We start from the raw sequence: 16,409 nt of genomic DNA, 5'->3' as shown, positions 1-16,409 counted from the left end.
AGCGCTAACATCCACTCGTCGAATCCACCGCCGATCGGGAGGCCGGCATGGGGACCTGAGCGCCACGAGCGGCCACCCGGCGTACTGCGCGGTCGGACGGCGAGCGAGGAGTCGCGCCAACTCGCCGCTTCTTCCGCTTCTTCCGACACCCACGAGGCCGGACCGGAGATCCGGTTGGACTCGCCGCCCCGATATACCAGGGAAGCCGCACCGGAAATACCGGCGTGCAGTCCTCCATTTCTTCACGCGGCGACCTCGCTGCGCAATCGAGTCTTCTCGGAGTCCCCACCCCGCAACTGTGAGGCCATCCACCGAAGCGTGTTTGTCATGCCCACAACGAACTTGGGTGAATGCCGAACCGCGAGGAACCGACACCTCCCCCACCACTCCATCAGGAGGCGACCCCATGCTCCACGCGAACCTGCGCGCCACCCGGCCACCGGCGCGCACACGGCTGCGGAGGACGCTTGGCTGCGTACTCTCGGCGTTACTCCTGTCCTTGGCGATTCCGCTGCTCTCCCTGGGCGCGGCCCCGCCAGCTGCGGCCCTGGGAAACGGTTTGGCGACCACGCCGCCGATGGGTTTCAACGACTGGAACGCCTACGGCTGCAACGTCTCCGAGCCGCTGATCAAGAGCACGGCGCTGGCCATGCACAACAACGGCATGCAGAGCGCAGGGTACGGGTACGTCAACATCGACGACTGCTGGATGACCCACACCCGGGGCTCCGACGGGCGCCTGGTGCCTGATCCGAACAAGTTCCCGGACGGGATCAAGGGCACCGCCGACTACGTCCACTCGCTGGGGTTGAAGCTGGGCATCTACGAGGACGCCGGACTGCAGACCTGCGCCGGCTTCCCGGGCAGCCTGGGCCACGAGACCACGGACGCGCAGGCCTTCGCCGCCTGGGGCGTGGACTACCTGAAGTACGACAACTGCTATGCCGGGCCGGGCTGTTGGCTGAACTCCTGCCCCAACGGAACCGAGGCGCCCGCGCAGACCCGCTACACCGCGATGCGCGACGCCCTGGCTGCGACCGGCCGGCCCATCCTGTTCAGCCTGTGCAGTTGGGGCGAGGACAGTGTGTGGACCTGGGGCGCCGGTGTCGGCAACAGTTGGCGCACCACCGGGGACATCAACGCCAGCTATTCCAGCATGCTGTCGATCTTCCACAGCAACGTGAACCTGGCCTCCTACGCCGGGCCCGGTCACTGGAACGACCCGGACATGCTCGAGGTCGGCAACGGCTCTCTCACCGACACCGAGAGCCGCTCGGAGTTCAGCCTGTGGGCGGAGATGGCGGCTCCGCTGATCGCCGGCACCAACATCGCCTCGGCCAGCCCGGCCACCCTGGCCACGCTCACCAACGCCGGGGTGATCGCGGTGGACCAGGACTCACTCGGCAAGCAGGGCACGCTGGTGTCCTCCGGCGGCGGTCTCGACGTGCTGGCCAAGCCGCTGGCGAACGGCGACGTCTCGGTGGCCCTGTTCAACGAGACCGGATCGACCGCGACCATCAGCACCTCCGTCGCCGCGATCGGCAAGACCGGGGCCTCCAGCTACGGCATCACCGACCTGTGGTCCGGCGCGACGTCGACCACCAGCGGCACCATCAGCGCCTCGGTTCCGGCGCACGGCACCATCATGCTCCGCGTCGCGGGCGGCACCGGCGGCGGAACGAACCCGGCCGGCCCGGTGCGCGCGGTCGGTGCGAACAAGTGCCTGGACGTGCCGAACTCGACCACCACCCCGGGCACCCAGCTGATCATCTGGGACTGCAACGGCCAATCGAACCAGACCTGGACCCGCACCTCCTCCCGCCAGCTGACCGTCTACTCGGGCGGCTCCCAGATGTGCCTGGACGCGTACAACGGCCAGACCACACCCGGCACCAAGGTCGAGATCTGGACCTGCAACAACCAGGCGAACCAGCAGTGGAAGGTGAACGCCGACGGCACCATCACCAGCGCCCAGTCCGGACTCTGCCTCGACGTCACCGCCGGATCCACAGCCAACGGCGCCCTGATCGACCTGTGGACCTGCAACGGCCAGGCCAACCAGCAGTGGGCCGTCTGAGCGATCACCGGGCCTGACGACGACCGTCGTACCGGGATTGCGTGCCCTCACTCGCCCGATCGCCTCACTGAACTCCCGAAGGCTGGCCCAGCTGTTGCATACAGCTCGCGAAGACGTTCCATGAGAAGTCGGTCCGGGCCCTCGACGTCCTCTTCGATCGGTTTGAGCTCGGTCTTCTTCCTCTTGCCCGGCAGGCCGTCGGCCACGTCCACCCCCACGTCAGCGTTGCACAGATACGCAATGTCGACAGACCGTCATTCACCGGAAGAATTCACGTCGTTGCGGCAGGTCGTCAGCCGGCGTGGTCCAAGGCGCAGGGGGTGGTAGGCCGGTCGGCGCCGTTGGCGGGTCGCACCCAGAAGGCCGTGACGTTCAGCCGCCGTTGTCCGGTGGAGCCCAGGCGCAGGCCAGCGAGCCGCCGATGAGCCCGGGCAGCATGCCCAGGAAGAAGCCGCCGAAGTTGGCGACCGGCACGGAGAGCAGTGAGAGCAGGATCGCGGCGACCCCGGCGAAGATCCGCACCTGCTGCTGGAGCCAGAGCGTGACACCCAGCGTGATCAGCAGGCTCCCGACGAGGAGTGAGCCCGCGCCCGCAGTGGTGGAGAGCGCCAGGCCGAGACCGCCCAGGGTGAGGTGGGCGTAGGGAAAGGGGAAGTAGAGGATCGGCAGGCCGCCGACGAACGTCAGCAGGCCGGCCCAGAAGGGGCGGGTGCCGCGCCAGGCCCGGAACTCCCGCCGGGCTGTGGCGATCGCCTCGCGCGGCCTGGACCACGGGGCCGTGGTTCTGTTCCACACGTGGCACCTCCCTGTACGGTCAGTGGGATCGAGACGGGCTGCCGGGGCAACGGGTCAGAAGCACTCGTCCCGGCCGTGCACCAGCGACACGCCCAGCCCGGGAACATCGAAGCTGCTGGCCGCCACCGCGACCGCGGCCACCCGCACGTCGGTCAGGTTGATCGAACTGGCCTGCTGCGCCGGGCTGTTGGGGTTGAAGAAGCGCGACTCCCGGTCGCCCTTGCTGACTTCGCCCTTGGTGAGCGCTCCGGCGGCGACCCCGATGTCGAGATGATGGGCGCTGGACTGGTCGGCCGCCAAGTGCTTCGCGTCGATGAAGAACCCCTTCGCGGTGGCCGCTCGCTTGTCCCCGGTGAGCCGCAGCGTGAAGGTGCCGAGCACCGGGATCGGGAAGACGGCGGACTGGCAGAGCCCGTGGATGGTGGCGGACTCGAACCCCGTGACCATGACCGGCACCGGGTCGTGCTCGCGGGTGAGGTCGACCGTGCCGTACAGGCTGAAACCTTCACCGTGGAGCTCGTCGGCGGAGAGCTTGAACTCCTCACCGGAGATCAGGAACGACGCGGCGAGCGCGTTCTGGGCCACCCCGGCCACGAGGGCCGCGGTGGCCGCGAGGCACGGCAGCAGGATGACGGCGAAGCGCTTCCAGCGGGTCCTGCCGAAGCGTTGCGACATGCCGTCCCTCTCTGACCTGGACCATGGCTCCCGGGCGCCCGGCCGGGAGCGTTCGCGCGGGACACCGCACCGACTGCCCGAAATCGGAAAAGACCGGACACGGCCGATCATGCGGTGCGGGAAATGGCTCCGCAAACCATTCACGGCCACATTGACGACCATGTCGCCGCACATCACTCCAGCGGCCCATCGGCCGACTTCTGGTGCACCTGGCCCTCCGGCCACCGATGCGCAGATCTTTCCGGAAGTCTTACCAACCACGCCCGCTCCTTGCACAACCCGCGCACCAAGCTCCCGGAGCACGCGATTCCGCTTGTGCCCCCGAGCACGACCACCGGCCGGTACCGGTGGCGCCGTCACCTACGGAAAGATCGAATGGACCACTGCTCGTCCTGCGAGAATCGGCCCGACCCCCCAACCCCCTGCCCGGATTGCGCCCACCCCGCCGCCGACACCGACACCGCACCCGCGAAGACGGCACCCGCCGAGCAGGCAGGAGATCCGGCTCTCGCGGCCGACCACCGCCCTGCCGCGGAAGGGGAGGGGGACACGGACGCCTCCCTGGAGTCGGCAGAAGGCGGAGCCACTGGGGGGACACCCGCTGCCCGACCCGAACTGCCGGCGGACACCCCGCCCCATCCCGCAGCCGCGTACGGGCTCCAGCCCGAGCCGCATGCCGAACCGCCCGCCGCCGATCTGGATCTCCGCCCCGGCGGCCGGCTGAAGCGGTGGCGATTGGCAGCCGGTATCGGCGTGCTGGGCCTCGCCGTGATCGGCTTGGGCGCGGTCGCCCTCCAGTCGAACGGTTCGGACGGCGCCGCCGAGCCTGTCGGGTCGCCCAGTGCCCAGCCGACCACCACCGCACCCGGCACCCCTTCCCCCGGCCTCCCCCCGAGTCACCACCCGGCATCGCCCACCCCGAAGCCCCACCCCGCCTCGCCCTCCCCCACCGCGGGGCCCGGCCATGCCTCAGCCACCGCCTTGCCGGGCTCGGGCACCGCCGGAGCCGTCCGACCCGGGTCCTCCACCTCACCGGAACCGGGCCGTACTCCGGCCGTCCCGGCCACCCAGCCGACGCCCGCGGCCGGCCACCCGGGCTCGCCCGAGCCGACCCAGACGGGGCCGAGTCCGAGCAGCAGCCCGAAGCCGACCTGCACGCAGCTCCTGTTCTGGTGCACCTGACCGGTCCGGCAACCCCTGCCGCTGCCACAGCAGGGCGGCACGGCGGCGGTCGGCGACCGGACAGCTCCTCCCGCCACCACGCCGGTTGAGCTCCGAACGCTGCCGACCCTGCGGCTCAGGGGCGACCCAGGGCACGGCGGCGGCCAGGGTTCAGCAGGCGTCGGCGCCGTTGTGGACGGTGTCGCCGAGGAGGTCGACCGATCCGGACGGGGCCACGATCGCAGCTCGGACAACGGTGGTGACGCCGGGAAGGACGAGGTTGAGCGAGAGCTACACCGCGGGGGAGTTACAGCAGCATCGCCTCGAACTGGAACTCGGGTGCGGTCAGCGGTTGCTCGGACCAGATGACCTTGCCGCGGGCCGTGTACCTGGTCCCCCACCGTGCGGCCAGCTGGGCCACCAGGAACAGGCCCCGGCCGCCCTCGTCCGCGGTGTCGGCGTAGCGCAGGTGGGGGGCGGTGCTGCTGGCGTCGGAGACCTCGCAGACCAGGCTGGTGTCGCGCAGCATGCGGACGCGGATGGGCGCGGTGCCGTAGCGGATGGCGTTGGTGACCAGTTCGCTGAGGATCAGCTCGGTGGTGTAGGTCAGTTCCTCCAGGTCCCAGGCGATGAGCTGGTCGTCGCAGGCGTTGCGGATGCGGGAGACGGCGGCGAAGTCGTCGGGTACGTCCCAGGTGGCCACCTGGTCGGGCGCGAGCAGTTGCGTACGGGCGACGAGGAGGGCGATGTCGTCGCTCGGACGCGGCGGGGCCAGCGCGTCGAACACGGCCCGGCAGGTCTCCTCGGGGGATGCGTCGGCACGGGCCTGCGCCAGGGAGCGGCGCAGCGCGGCGAGTCCGGTCTCCAGGTCGCGCTCGCGGTTCGTGACGAGTCCGTCGGTGTAGAGGACCAGGAGGGTGCCTGGGGCCAGCTGGAGTTCGGTGGTTTCGAAGGGCAGGCCGCCCACGCCGAGTGGCGGGCCGGCGGGCAGGTCGACGAACTCCACGCCGCCGTCGGTGCGGACCAGTACGGGCGGTGGGTGACCCGCCCGCGCCATGGCGCAGTGTCCGGAGACCGGGTCGTAGATCGCGTACAGGCAGGTGGCGCCCGTGACCGCCCGCTCGCCCTCGTCCTCGTCCTCGTCCTGGCCCTCGACGTCGCCTTCTCCCGGCCCCGCCTCGCCCTGGTCGAGCCGGGCGACCAGTTCGTCGAGGCGGGCGAGCAGCTCGTCCGGGGGCAGGTCGAGGGCGGCGAAGTTGAGGACGGCGGTGCGTAGCCGGCCCATGGTGGCGGCGGCGTGCAGGCCGTGGCCGACGACGTCGCCGACGACCAGTGCCACGCGGAAGCCGGGCAGCGGGATGACGTCGAACCAGTCCCCGCCGACCCTGTGCAGTGCCGGCAGGTAGCGGTAGGCCGCCTCCAGGGCGCTCTGCTCGGGCAGTCCGCGGGGCAGCAGGCTGCGCTGCAGCGCCTCGGCCATCCGGCGATCGCGGGTGTAGCGGCGGGCGTTGTCGATGCTGATCGCCGCGCGGGAGATCAGTTCCTCGGCGAAGGTGACGTCCTCCTTCCCGAACGGCTCGGACTGCGCCGCGCGCCAGAAGCTGACCGTGCCCAGGGTCAGACCGCGTGCGTTCAGCGGCGTGGAGATCAGCGAGTGGACCCCGTACGCGAGGATCCGGTCGGCGGTCCGCGGGTCGCGTGCCCGCCAGGCCTGCGCCCGACGCAGGTCGGCCACCAGCGTGGTGCGCCCGCTCCCGAGGGTGGTGGCCTCCGGTGTGCCGGGCAGCGGGCTGATCTGCGAGCCCACCGGGTAGAACGGCCAGTCCTCGCGGGGCCCGCCGGCGGCCACCCGGCGGATCCGCGGGCCTCCCGCGACGCCCGTGCCCGGGAGCGGCTCGTCACCGCGCAGTACCGCCTCGGCCAGCTCGACGGTGGCGAAGTCCGCGAAGCGGGGAACCGCCACATCCGCCAGCTCCTGGGCGATCCGCACGATGTCCAGGGTGGTGCCGACCCGCAGCCCGGCGTCGTAGATCAGCTGCAGCCGGGCCCGGGCCGCCTCGGCCTGCCCGGCCAGCGCCCGCAGCTCGGTGGTGTCCCGGATCGTCGCGACGCTGCCGGGCCCGCCGCCGAACGGCGCGGTGGGGCGGTTGTTGACGGCGAGCAGCCGGCCCTCGGCCGGGTGCACCTCGTCGGTGGCGGCCCGCCCCGACGCCAGCAGCTCGGCCAGCCCCGGATCGAGCCCCAGCTCGGTGACCGGCCGCCCCTCCACCTCGGGCGGCAGCTCCAGCAGCCGCCGGGCCTCGTCGTTCGCCAGCAGTACGCGCCCCTCCCCGCCGACGATCAGCACGCCCTCACGTACCGCGTGCAGCACCGCGTCGTGGTGCTCGTACATCCGCGTCATCTCGGCCGGGCCCAGGCCGTGGGTCTGGCGGCGCAGCCGCCGCCGCACCAGCACCGCCCCGCCGGTGCCCACGGCGAGCGCGGCGGCCGTGCCGAGGAACAGGACCGGCAACTGCCGGCCCACCGCGCTGCCCGCGTGCGCGACGGTGTAGCCGACCTGGACCAGGCCGGCGACCGAGCCGTCCGGCCTGGTGGCCGGCGCGCTGCTCTCCACGACCCGTCCGATGGGCGCGGTGAAGCTGATGGTGATCGGCCCCTTGAGGGCCGGCTGGTACGGGCCGATGAGGTGCTTTCCGATCAGCTCGGGTTGGGCGGTCTGGGCGTAGCGGGTTCCGTCGGGGCCGGCGATCACGACGTAGTCGAAGCCGCCCTTTTCGCCGACGTCCAGGGCCAGCGGCTGCAGCACCGCGGTCGGGTCGGCGCTGTCCAGCGCGTTCACCACCGTGGGGACCTGCGCCAAGGTGACGGCCGCGGCGCGCGTGCGGTGCACGGCATCATGCGTCGCGTAGCCGCGGGCCTGCAGGATGAGCGCCGCCAGCCCGGCGCCGGCCAGCAGCACCACGACGGCCAGCAGCCACAGGAACACCTGCCCGGCGACACTGCGCGCCCACGGCCGCGAGCGCAGCCGACCTCTGGTGGATCGGTGCTCCCGCGGTCCACCGGGTTCCGTCCCCCCAGTGGCGCTGTCCACCATGTCCATGCAGGCCGTCCCCGCGAATCCGGGTCTCACCTCCACGCTGCCACCCCGCCCGGAGGTACGCATGCCCGAAGCCGGTCAGCGCGCCGCCCCACCTGAGGAGCTGCGGCGAGGCGGTGCCGAACCTTCCCGCAGGGACGTCCGGATGCTCGTCAGGTCGTCCGGTAACGGTGCTCCGGGCGGCCGGTGGTGCCGTACTTGAGCTCCAGCCGCACCAGCCGCTCCCGGACCAGGTACGAGAGGTAGCGCTGCGCGGTGGCGCGGGACACCCCGGTCTGCTGGCCGACCTGGGCTGCGGAGAGGTCGCAGCCAGCGCCGCGCAGTGCGGCCAGGATCAGTGCGAGTGTGGGCGCCGAATGTCCCTTGGCGGACACGGTGGGCAGCGTGCTGGGGCGAGCGGCGCTGAACAGCGCGTCGACCTCGGCCTGGGCCGTGTCCGCACCGGGTTCGAGGGCGTCCACCCGGTCGCGCAGCTCCCGGTAGGCGCCGAGGCGCTCCTCCAGGGCGGCGAAGCCGAACGGCTTGACCAGGTAGCCGGTGGCGCCGAGCTGCATCGCGGAGCGGACCGAGGCGACGTCGCTGGCCGCGGTGATCATCAGAGCGTCGGGCCTCGGCCCGGTCTCCTCGGCCACCAGTCGGCGCAGCAGGTCGAGGCCGCTGCCGTCGGGCAGGTAGAGGTCGAGCAGTAGCAGGTCGGGGCGCAACTCCCGGACGGCGGCCGTGGCAGCCGCCACCGAGCCGGCCTGGCCGACCACCTCGAAGCCGTCCACCCGGCGCACGTAGGCGGAGTGGATGGCGCTCACCCGGAAGTCGTCGTCGACCACCAGTGTCCTGATCACAGCGCACCTTCCAGTACTGCGGGCGCAACCGTGAAGACCGCGCCGAGGGGTGCCGGGTCGTTGTCCGGCAGGGGCAGGACGACGGTGAACACCGCGCCCGGCCCTTGACTGACGGTGATGGTGCCACCGTGCCGCTGCACCAGCCGGTGGACCAGGGCCAGTCCGAGGCCGCGCCGGGCGGTACCCCGGTCGGGGCTGGTGGACCAGCCGTCCTCGAAGATCGAATCGGCGGCGCCGGACGGGATGCCGGGGCCGTTGTCGGCGACCCGGAGGGTGATGGCGTGTTCCTCCTCGGCCAGCGCGAGGATGACCTCCCCGCCGCTGCCGACCGCCTCCACCGCGTTGTCCAGCAGGTTGCCGACGATGGTGAGCAGCCGCTTGAGGTGGCCGGGCTGCTCGGTGAGCCGGGAGTCCTCGCTCAGGCGGATCCGTACCCCGCGTTCGGCGGCGACGGCGGTCTTGGCGACGATCAGTCCGACCATGAAGGGGTTGGCGATCCGGTCCCGGACGGCTTCGGTCAGGGCCGGTTCACCGTGGCTGAGCTCGACGGCGTACTCCAGGGCGGCCTCGTGGTCGCCGAGTTCGAGCAGGCCGGCGAGGGTGTGCATCCGGTTGGCGAACTCGTGCTGCTGGGCACGGAGCGCGTCGGTGAGGCCGCGGACGGAGTCCAGCTCGCGCAGCAGGCCGACCAGCTCGGTCCGGTCGCGGACGGTGACGACCGCGCCGAGTTCGCGGCCGTGCAGCACGACCGGCATCCGGTTGACGGCCAGGCAGTGGCTGTCGGTCAGCACGGTCAGGTCGACGCCCTCCAGACTGCCGTCCAGCGCCCGGCGCAGCCGGCCGTCGGGGAGGACCTCGTCGAGCCGGGAGCCCAGGGCGGTGCCGAGGCCGAGCAGCTGGCGGGCCTCGTCGTTGACCACGCTGATCCTGCCCTGCGGGTCGAAGGCGATCACACCCTCCTTGATGCCGTGCAGCATCGCCTCGCGGTCCTGGAGCAGCCCGGCGATCTCCTCCAGTTCCAGTCCGAAGGTGCTCCGTTTGAGCCGCCGGGCCAGGACGTACGAGGCGATCGAGCCGACCGCGAGGGCGGCTGCCGCGAAGAGGCCGAAGGTGGGGAGTTCCCGGACGAGTTGGCCTACCGCCTGCTTCTCGGCGATGCCGACGGACACCTCGCCGATCACCTCTCCGGCGGAACCGCGCAGCGGGACCTTGGCGTTGGCGGAACGGCCGGTCGCACCGTTGTCCATGCCGGTGTAGGTGCGGCCGTCGAGGACGGCGATCGGCTCCTCCACGGCCTTGCCGATGAGATCGGGGAACGGGTGGGAGTACCGGATGTGGTTCAGGCCGATGACCACCACGTAGGTCGCCCCGGAGGCCCTCTCGATCCGGCTGGCGACCGTCTGGACGACGTCCCCGCCGGTGCCGTCGGCCATGGCCTGGACGATCTGGGGGTCGCCGGCGGCGGTCCGGGCGATGGCGAGCGCGCGGTGCTGGTACTCGTGGTCGAGTTCGTCGCGCTGCGCGTAGGTGAGCAGGACGAAGCCGATGGCGCTGGTGATGGCCAGGATGAGCAGCTGGCTGACCAGGATGCGGGCCGAGAGCTTCCTGCCCTGGCCACGTCGTCGGGCCATCCGGCCACCTCCGTACCGATCACACTCCCTTCGCCGAGCTCTTCCGACCCGGCGCGCGTGTAGGCGAGTGTGCCTGGTGAAACCCGGTTTGCCCAGCCCTGTGCCCGTGCGCAGAACGAGCAGAACTCACCGCAATGCAATGAATCCGCGCAACGTTCGCAAGACTCCCGCCGCCCCGTACGGCCGCCCTATCTTCTCGGCACCACGCAACACCCCGGAAACACGGAAGGGGTGGCAGAGGAAACCAAGGAGGCGGATTCGATGGCTGCGCGAGACGACGCCGCGACGGGCCCGGCCGCAGGACGAACCGTCCGGGAGGACGCCCGGATCGAGATCTCGGGGGTGACCAAGCGGTTCCTGACCCCGAGCGGTGAGGCCTTCACGGCGACCCGTGAGGTGAGCTTCACCGTCGAGCCGGGACAGTTCTGCGCGGTCGTCGGGCCGACTGGCTGCGGCAAGTCGACCACCCTGAGCATGGTGTCCGGCCTGGACCGCCCGAGCGAGGGCTCGGTCAGGGTCGGCGGCCAGGAGGTCAACGGCATCACGGACGGCATCAGCTTCATGTTCCAGGCGGACGCGCTGCTCCCCTGGAAGACCGTGCTGGGCAACGTGGCGATGGGCCCCGTGTTCAAGGGTGTGGGGAAGGCCAAGGCCAACGCCGCCGCCCGGGACTGGCTGCGCCGGGTCGGCCTCGCCGGGTTCGAGGACCACCACCCGCACCAGCTCTCCGGCGGCATGCGCAAGCGTGTCGCGATGGCCGCCGCGCTGATCAACGAGCCGAAGATCCTGCTGATGGACGAGCCGTTCGGCGCCCTGGACGTCCAGACCAAAGCGATCATGCAGAACGAGCTGCTGGGCCTGTGGGAGCAGCTGCGTCCTTCGGTCATCTTCATCACCCACGACCTGGAGGAGGCCGTGGCCCTCGCCGACCGGGTGGTGGTGATGACCTCCCGTCCGGGCTCGATCAAGGCGGTCCACGAGATCGACCTGCCGCGTCCGCGCGGCGCGGTGCAGGACATCCGTTTCCAGCCCCGGTTCCTCGAACTCCACCACCAGATCTGGGCCTCGCTCCGCGAGGAGGTCGAGCGCGCCTACGCCGACACGACGGGAGAGAAGAAGTCATGAGCAGCGTCTCCTCCACTACCCCGGCCGACACCAAGACCCTGGCCGGGGCCGGGACCCCGGCCACGGACGCCACGCCCGCGAAGGTCGGCAAGCGCGCGGTCCGCAAGCGCAAGCTGCTGGTCCTGACGGCCCAGTTGGGCCTGGCCGTCCTCGTGATCGGCGGCTGGCAGCTGGTCACCACCTGGAAGTGGCTCGACCCGTTCTTCTACGGGCAGCCCAGCGGCATCGCCCAGCGCCTGGTCGACTACTTCACCAAGGGAGAGCAGGCCACCGAGTTCGGCTCGTACTGGACGCAGATCGGGACCACGCTCCGGGAGGCGGTCTTCGGATTCGCCATCGGCACGGTCGCGGGAGTCGTCCTCGGTGTCCTGCTCGGTCAGAACCGGTTCCTCTCCGACGTGTTGAGCCCGTACATCAAGATCGTGAACGCGGTTCCGCGGATCGTGCTCGGATCGATCTTCCTGGTCGCGTTCGGCCTCGGTGAGACGCCGAAGGTCCTGCTCGCGGCGGTGCTGGTGTTCTTCGTGGTCTTCTTCAACGCCTTCCAGGGCGTCCGGGAAGTCGACCGGAACATCCTCAACAACGCCCGGGTGCTGGGCGCCTCGCCGCTGCAGATCGTGCGCCACGTGGTGCTGCCCTCGGCGCTCACCTGGATCACCGCCAGCCTGCACACCGCCTTCGGGTTCGCCATCGTCGGTGCGCTGGTCGGCGAGGTGCTCGGCGCGCAGGCCGGCCTCGGCCTCGTCATCAAGACCGCTCAGAACCAGTTCGACCCCGACGGCGTGTTCGCCACCATGGCCGTCATCGCGGTCATCGTCCTGATCGCCGAGTGGCTGATCACCAAGCTGGAGCGACGGCTGCTCTCGTGGCGTCCGCCGTCCCCGTCCGAGAGCGCGGTCATCTAGTCCCGCAACGGTTCGCCACGGCTCACCGCAGCTCGCCACTCCGCGTCATCCCCCACGCAGTACCTCCCCGAAGGGACAGCCATGTTCAAGCGGACTCTCACCGGCACCGTCGTCGGCGCCCTCACCCTCGGTCTCACCCTCACCGCCTGCTCCTCCAGCGGCTCCGAGAACAGCTCGGACGCCGGCGGCACCCCGACCGTGAAGATCATGGTCGGCGGTATCGACAAGCAGATCTACCTGCCGTTCCAGCTCGCCCAGCAGCTCGGCTTCTACCAGAAGTACGGCGTCAAGGTGGTGCTCAGCACCGAGTCCGACGCGGTCGGCGCCGAGGACGCGATGGCCTCCGGCCAGGTCGACATGGCGGGTGCCTGGTACATCCACACCATCGACTTCGCGTCGAAGGGCAAGGCGGTCGAGGGCATCGTCCAGTTGTCCGGCGCGCCGGGCGAGAGAGAGATGTGCGCCAACAACAGTGGCGTCCACTCGCCGGCGGACTTCGCGGGCAAGACCCTCGGTGTCACCGACCTGGGCTCGGGCACCGACACCCTCACCGAGTTCATCGCGGCCCAGAACAAGCTCAGCACCGACCAGTACCACCGGATCGGCGTCGGCGCCGGAGCGACGGCGATCGCCGCGCTGCAGAACGGCAAGGCGGCCTGCGTGATGACCACCCAGCCCACGGTGACGGCCATTCAGAAGAGGGGCATCGGCTACTCGGCGGTCGACCTGGCCACCACCGACGGCGCCAAGGCGGCCGTGGGCGGCCTCTGGCCGTCCGCGAGCGTCCTCGCCCGGACCGACTGGGTCAACTCCCACAAGGACGCGGCCCAGAAGGTGGTCACCGCTCTGGTCGCCACCATGCAGTGGATCAACACTCACTCCGCCGCCGACATCGCCGACGCTCTGCCGCCCGCCTTCACCTCCAACGGCGCGGTGACCAAGGACGACTACGTCACCGCGCTGACCCAGGACAAGGGCCAGTTCCTCCCGGACGGCATCATGCCGGCCGACGGCCCGAAGAACGTCCTGGCGACCGAGAAGCTGGTCGGTGTGAAGAACGTGGACTCGGTGGACCTGGGCAAGACCTTCACCAACGAGTTCGCCCAGGCGGCCGACAAGACCCTGGGCATCACCAGCACCTCGACCCCGGCCGGCTCCGACGGCTGACCCTCCCCCTGGGCCGACCTGCCCTGAGCCGCCCTCCCCCGAGACCCCGGGCGCGCGCTTCCCCGAGATCGCGCCCGGGGTTCTCCCTGTTCTCGCCGAGGCGGCGGGCGTGTGACGCGGGTCTCAACCGGGGTGATCGCCGGCACTCAGAGCACGGATGACAACTCGGTCAGCGACGGAGAAACCGGTCAAAACGCCACATAAACAGTGATCCCGGCCACACCTCTAGGGGTCCACTACGAGCGATAGTGGCTACTCCCGGCGCCACCCGCCACCCCCGACCGTGCCATTTTCCCAGCTCAGCACGGTTGCCGACGGTGCGATCAGTCCTGCGGATCAACGCCGGACCAACCCCTTGGATACGACGGCGGATCGTAATAAAGGGGTCTTGTCGACAACGGATCCGACCTGGCAACAATTGCTGCACCCAGCCACACCGGCTCCTGTCCCGCCGGTGAACGGCTAACCGCCAAGTCACGCCCCGCGACCGTCATGGCCCCTGTCCGGCCACGGTCTAGCACGGGGCGCGACTCGGCCCAACCCGATTGAGGTCTTGTTCTACATGCCCAGTTTCAAGCTCCGCATGCGTACCTCTGCCGCCGTTTTCGCCGGCGCCGCCGCCCTGACCGCCCTGGGTGCCGCCGTGGTGCCCGCCGTCGCCTCGGCCGCGGACGCCTCCCCGCAGGCCATCGCCGCCCAGGTGGTGCCGGCCGACCAGCTGGCCTCGTTCAGCCAGATCATCTCCCACGAGTCCGGCTGGAGCGTCACCGCGACCAACCCGAGCTCGGGCTCCTACGGCCTCGGCCAGGCCCTGCCGGCCTCCAAGATGGCCTCGGCCGGCGCGGACTGGAAGACCAACCCGGCCACCCAGATCAAGTGGGCGCTGGACTACATGAACACCCGCTACGGCAGCCCGAACGCCGCCTGGGCCTTCTGGCAGACCCACCACTGGTACTGAGCCGACCCCTCGGCCCGGCGACACACCCGCGACCTTGACCACCCTCCCCCTCACCCCGGGGGCCGGACAGGGACCAACTGGGATGACCCGAGAGGGCCCGCGCCCGCGCGATCCGCGTGGCGCGGGCCCTCTCGCGGTCGGCCGTGCGGGGGCGACAGCGCATCACGGGTGCTGCGGGCGCCATTCGAAGATCAGGATGGTCGCGTCGTCCCGCAGCCGGTCGCGCTGGTGGTCGAGGAGGGCGTGGATGAGCAGCCGCAGCACCTCGGCCGGGCGCTGGCCGGCGGCGGAGGAGCGGATGATGAAGTCGGTGAACTGGGCGAGACCGAACTCCGCACCGTCCGTGTCGCGTGCCTCCACGACGCCGTCGGTGTAGAGCAGGACGCGGTCGCCCGGTTCCAGTGTCGTCTCGTGGACCTGCCGGGCTGCCGGGGCGAGTTGGCCGGCCAGGCCGATCGGGGGCTGCGGGGGGCTGTCCAGCGCTCCGTGGAGCACCCGGTCGGCACGGATCAGCAGTGGCGGTGGGTGACCGCAGTTGATCCAGTGCAGCACCCCGGTCTCCGCGTCGAGCCTGCACAGCACGCCGGTGCAGAAATGGTCGGGCAGCCATCGGGCGAGCGCCTGGTCGGCGGAACCGACGACGTCGGCCGGGGTGCGGTCGGCACGGCGCGCGTTGCGCGCCGCCGCCATGGCGACCGAGGTGGTCAGTCCGGAGGTCAGATCGTGACCCATGGAGTCGAGGATCATGGTGTGCAGCACGTTCTTGATCACCGAGTGGTCGAAGGCGTCGCCGGCGACGTCGTACGCCGGTTCCAGGACCGCGGTCGAGACGCACCGGCTGCTGCCCACGGTGTGGGGCGGCAGGAAGGCCCGAAGCATCTCGGCGGGCAACCCCATGGTCCTGGTGCGGGCGAGGGAGGCGAGCCAGTCGCTGTAGGTGCGCTTGGAGGTGATCAGCATGGCGAAGAAATGGCCCAGCATCCGGCTGCGGCGCATCCGCACGCCGTCGAGCGCGGCGGTCCGCACCGCCAGCACGCCCAGCCGCTCCGCGCCGTCGACCAGCGGCATCCAGACGATCACGCCGCCGTCGTCGGCTGCCACCTGCGGGGAGACCCTGCGGTACGCCCAGCCGGCCGGCGAGCGGTCCACCGGCAGCGGTTCCGAGGCCTCGTCGAGTGGGACGAGCAGCCGTTGTTGCAGGTCGACGAGGTAGATCAGCGCGGCGTCCATGCCGAGGGCTTCGGCGCACCGGTTCGCCAGGGCGGGCAGTTCGACCGGCAAGGCCGTCTGCGCCTCGATGATCAGCTCTTCCAGCAGACGCTCGTCGACAGCGGTGTCGGGACCGGCGGACGCGTGCGGTGGGTCCGACACGGGGATCACCCCTTCCGTGCCCAGTCTCACACCGATCCCGGCCTCTCTCACGTCAGGCACCATCGCGCAGGTACGGGCGGCAGACGTAGCCCGTGGCAGCCGTTCGCGGAGGGCGACGGCGAATTCCTGCGGGCGGACCCGGGTGGCCGGTCAGGCGAGGGTCTGGCAGCGGAGCACCGGGCGGAGGTCAGGCCTTGGACCAGCGCCGGCTCGCGCCGACGGTGCAGATTGCGAGGACCGGGGTGCCGTTGCCGGTGGCGGCGCCGGTGAGGTCCAGGCACAGACCGGAGGGGACGCCCCGGATGGTGCCGTCGGGGTCGAGCGTCCACTGCTGGTAGGACTGACCGGCTGGACCGGGTAGGAGGCGCCGCTGACGGTGGGGCCTGAGGCGGTCGAGGCGGGCGGCCGGCGATTTGCACCCGGTCGATCGGCTTCGCCCGACCGCGGGTTCCGGGTGTTCAGAACGGTAGGCAGGGCGTCGGTCGTGGTCAACGGCCCGATGGCCTATGACTTGCCATACGTTTCCGTGATTTCCGCTCCCGACGGTCGGTCGCCGTCGGCGCGGTCGTGATTCATGGCGGATTCATCCGGTCGAGGCGCCGTCGGCT

11 protein-coding genes and 1 pseudogene are annotated in these 16,409 nt (G+C 70.9%); 5 read left to right on the top strand and 7 right to left on the bottom strand.

Annotation, left to right across the window (positions count from 1 at the left end; translation table 11 throughout):
* The first annotated feature begins 577 nt into the window (after positions 1–577).
* A complete protein-coding gene (locus O1G21_RS33550) occupies positions 578–2,077 on the top strand; it encodes a glycoside hydrolase family 27 protein (RefSeq protein WP_270148996.1) in 1,500 nt (499 codons plus the stop codon).
* A 390-nt stretch (positions 2,078–2,467) separates the two neighbouring features.
* Here O1G21_RS33550 and O1G21_RS33545 read toward each other — a convergent pair.
* From O1G21_RS33545 to O1G21_RS33520, 6 genes and pseudogenes are all read right to left on the bottom strand, one after another.
* Positions 2,468–2,827: pseudogene (locus O1G21_RS33545) on the bottom strand (DUF6114 domain-containing protein); the annotation flags it as partial.
* Between the two features lie 99 nt (positions 2,828–2,926).
* Positions 2,927–3,547 carry a DUF6230 family protein gene (locus O1G21_RS33540; protein ID WP_270148994.1) on the bottom strand — a complete coding sequence of 207 codons (621 nt, stop codon included), beginning with the start codon at positions 3,545–3,547 and terminating at the stop codon, positions 2,927–2,929.
* An 896-nt stretch (positions 3,548–4,443) separates the two neighbouring features.
* Positions 4,444–4,725: a hypothetical protein gene (locus O1G21_RS33535; RefSeq protein ID WP_270148992.1), complete on the bottom strand. Its 282-nt coding sequence runs from the start codon at positions 4,723–4,725 to the stop codon at positions 4,444–4,446.
* A gap of 290 nt (positions 4,726–5,015) precedes the next feature.
* On the bottom strand, positions 5,016–7,802 hold the full coding sequence (locus O1G21_RS33530) for a SpoIIE family protein phosphatase (protein ID WP_405000844.1): 2,787 nt from the start codon (positions 7,800–7,802) through the stop codon (positions 5,016–5,018).
* 155 nt (positions 7,803–7,957) lie between these two features.
* Positions 7,958–8,644, bottom strand: coding sequence for a response regulator (locus tag O1G21_RS33525; protein ID WP_270148990.1), 687 nt, complete (start codon positions 8,642–8,644; stop codon positions 7,958–7,960).
* Entirely contained in the window at positions 8,641–10,275 is a 1,635-nt protein-coding gene (locus tag O1G21_RS33520) for an ATP-binding protein (RefSeq protein ID WP_270148988.1), read from the bottom strand. The genes O1G21_RS33525 and O1G21_RS33520 overlap by 4 nt, the downstream gene beginning before the upstream one ends.
* Positions 10,276–10,536: 261 nt before the next feature.
* On the opposite strand from O1G21_RS33520, the gene O1G21_RS33515 reads away from it, so the two are divergent.
* The 4 genes from O1G21_RS33515 (at position 10,537) to O1G21_RS33500 (ending at position 14,430) form a co-directional block, all read left to right on the top strand.
* Positions 10,537–11,400, top strand: a complete 864-nt coding sequence (locus O1G21_RS33515) for an ABC transporter ATP-binding protein (protein ID WP_270148987.1) — start codon at positions 10,537–10,539, stop codon at positions 11,398–11,400.
* Entirely contained in the window at positions 11,397–12,305 is a 909-nt protein-coding gene (locus O1G21_RS33510) for an ABC transporter permease (RefSeq protein WP_270148985.1), read from the top strand. The genes O1G21_RS33515 and O1G21_RS33510 overlap by 4 nt, the downstream gene beginning before the upstream one ends.
* Before the next feature lie 81 nt (positions 12,306–12,386).
* Entirely contained in the window at positions 12,387–13,472 is a 1,086-nt protein-coding gene (locus O1G21_RS33505) for an ABC transporter substrate-binding protein (RefSeq protein ID WP_270148983.1), read from the top strand.
* A gap of 583 nt (positions 13,473–14,055) precedes the next feature.
* Complete coding sequence (locus tag O1G21_RS33500) at positions 14,056–14,430, top strand: aggregation-promoting factor C-terminal-like domain-containing protein (protein ID WP_270148981.1); 375 nt, start codon at positions 14,056–14,058, stop codon at positions 14,428–14,430.
* 162 nt (positions 14,431–14,592) lie between these two features.
* Here the strand turns inward: O1G21_RS33500 and O1G21_RS33495 are convergent, their stop codons facing one another.
* Complete coding sequence (locus O1G21_RS33495; RefSeq protein WP_270148980.1) at positions 14,593–15,810, bottom strand: PP2C family protein-serine/threonine phosphatase; 1,218 nt, start codon at positions 15,808–15,810, stop codon at positions 14,593–14,595.
* Between the last annotated feature and the right edge of the window lie 599 nt (positions 15,811–16,409).

Origin of the sequence: Kitasatospora cathayae (genome assembly GCF_027627435.1) — a bacterium.
Classification (GTDB): domain Bacteria; phylum Actinomycetota; class Actinomycetes; order Streptomycetales; family Streptomycetaceae; genus Kitasatospora; species Kitasatospora cathayae.
The sequence above is the reverse complement of the archived record's forward strand: the minus strand, read 5'-3'. Positions and strand labels throughout refer to the sequence as shown.

Coding starts and splice junctions, on each gene's coding strand:
- O1G21_RS33550 (WP_270148996.1), top strand. CDS start 578: ATGGGTTTCAACGACTGGAACGCCTACGGCTGCAACGTCTCCGAGCCG.
- O1G21_RS33540 (WP_270148994.1), bottom strand. CDS start 3,547: ATGTCGCAACGCTTCGGCAGGACCCGCTGGAAGCGCTTCGCCGTCATC.
- O1G21_RS33530 (WP_405000844.1), bottom strand. CDS start 7,802: ATGGTGGACAGCGCCACTGGGGGGACGGAACCCGGTGGACCGCGGGAG.
- O1G21_RS33520 (WP_270148988.1), bottom strand. CDS start 10,275: ATGGCCCGACGACGTGGCCAGGGCAGGAAGCTCTCGGCCCGCATCCTG.
- O1G21_RS33515 (WP_270148987.1), top strand. CDS start 10,537: ATGGCTGCGCGAGACGACGCCGCGACGGGCCCGGCCGCAGGACGAACC.
- O1G21_RS33510 (WP_270148985.1), top strand. CDS start 11,397: ATGAGCAGCGTCTCCTCCACTACCCCGGCCGACACCAAGACCCTGGCC.
- O1G21_RS33505 (WP_270148983.1), top strand. CDS start 12,387: ATGTTCAAGCGGACTCTCACCGGCACCGTCGTCGGCGCCCTCACCCTC.
- O1G21_RS33500 (WP_270148981.1), top strand. CDS start 14,056: ATGCGTACCTCTGCCGCCGTTTTCGCCGGCGCCGCCGCCCTGACCGCC.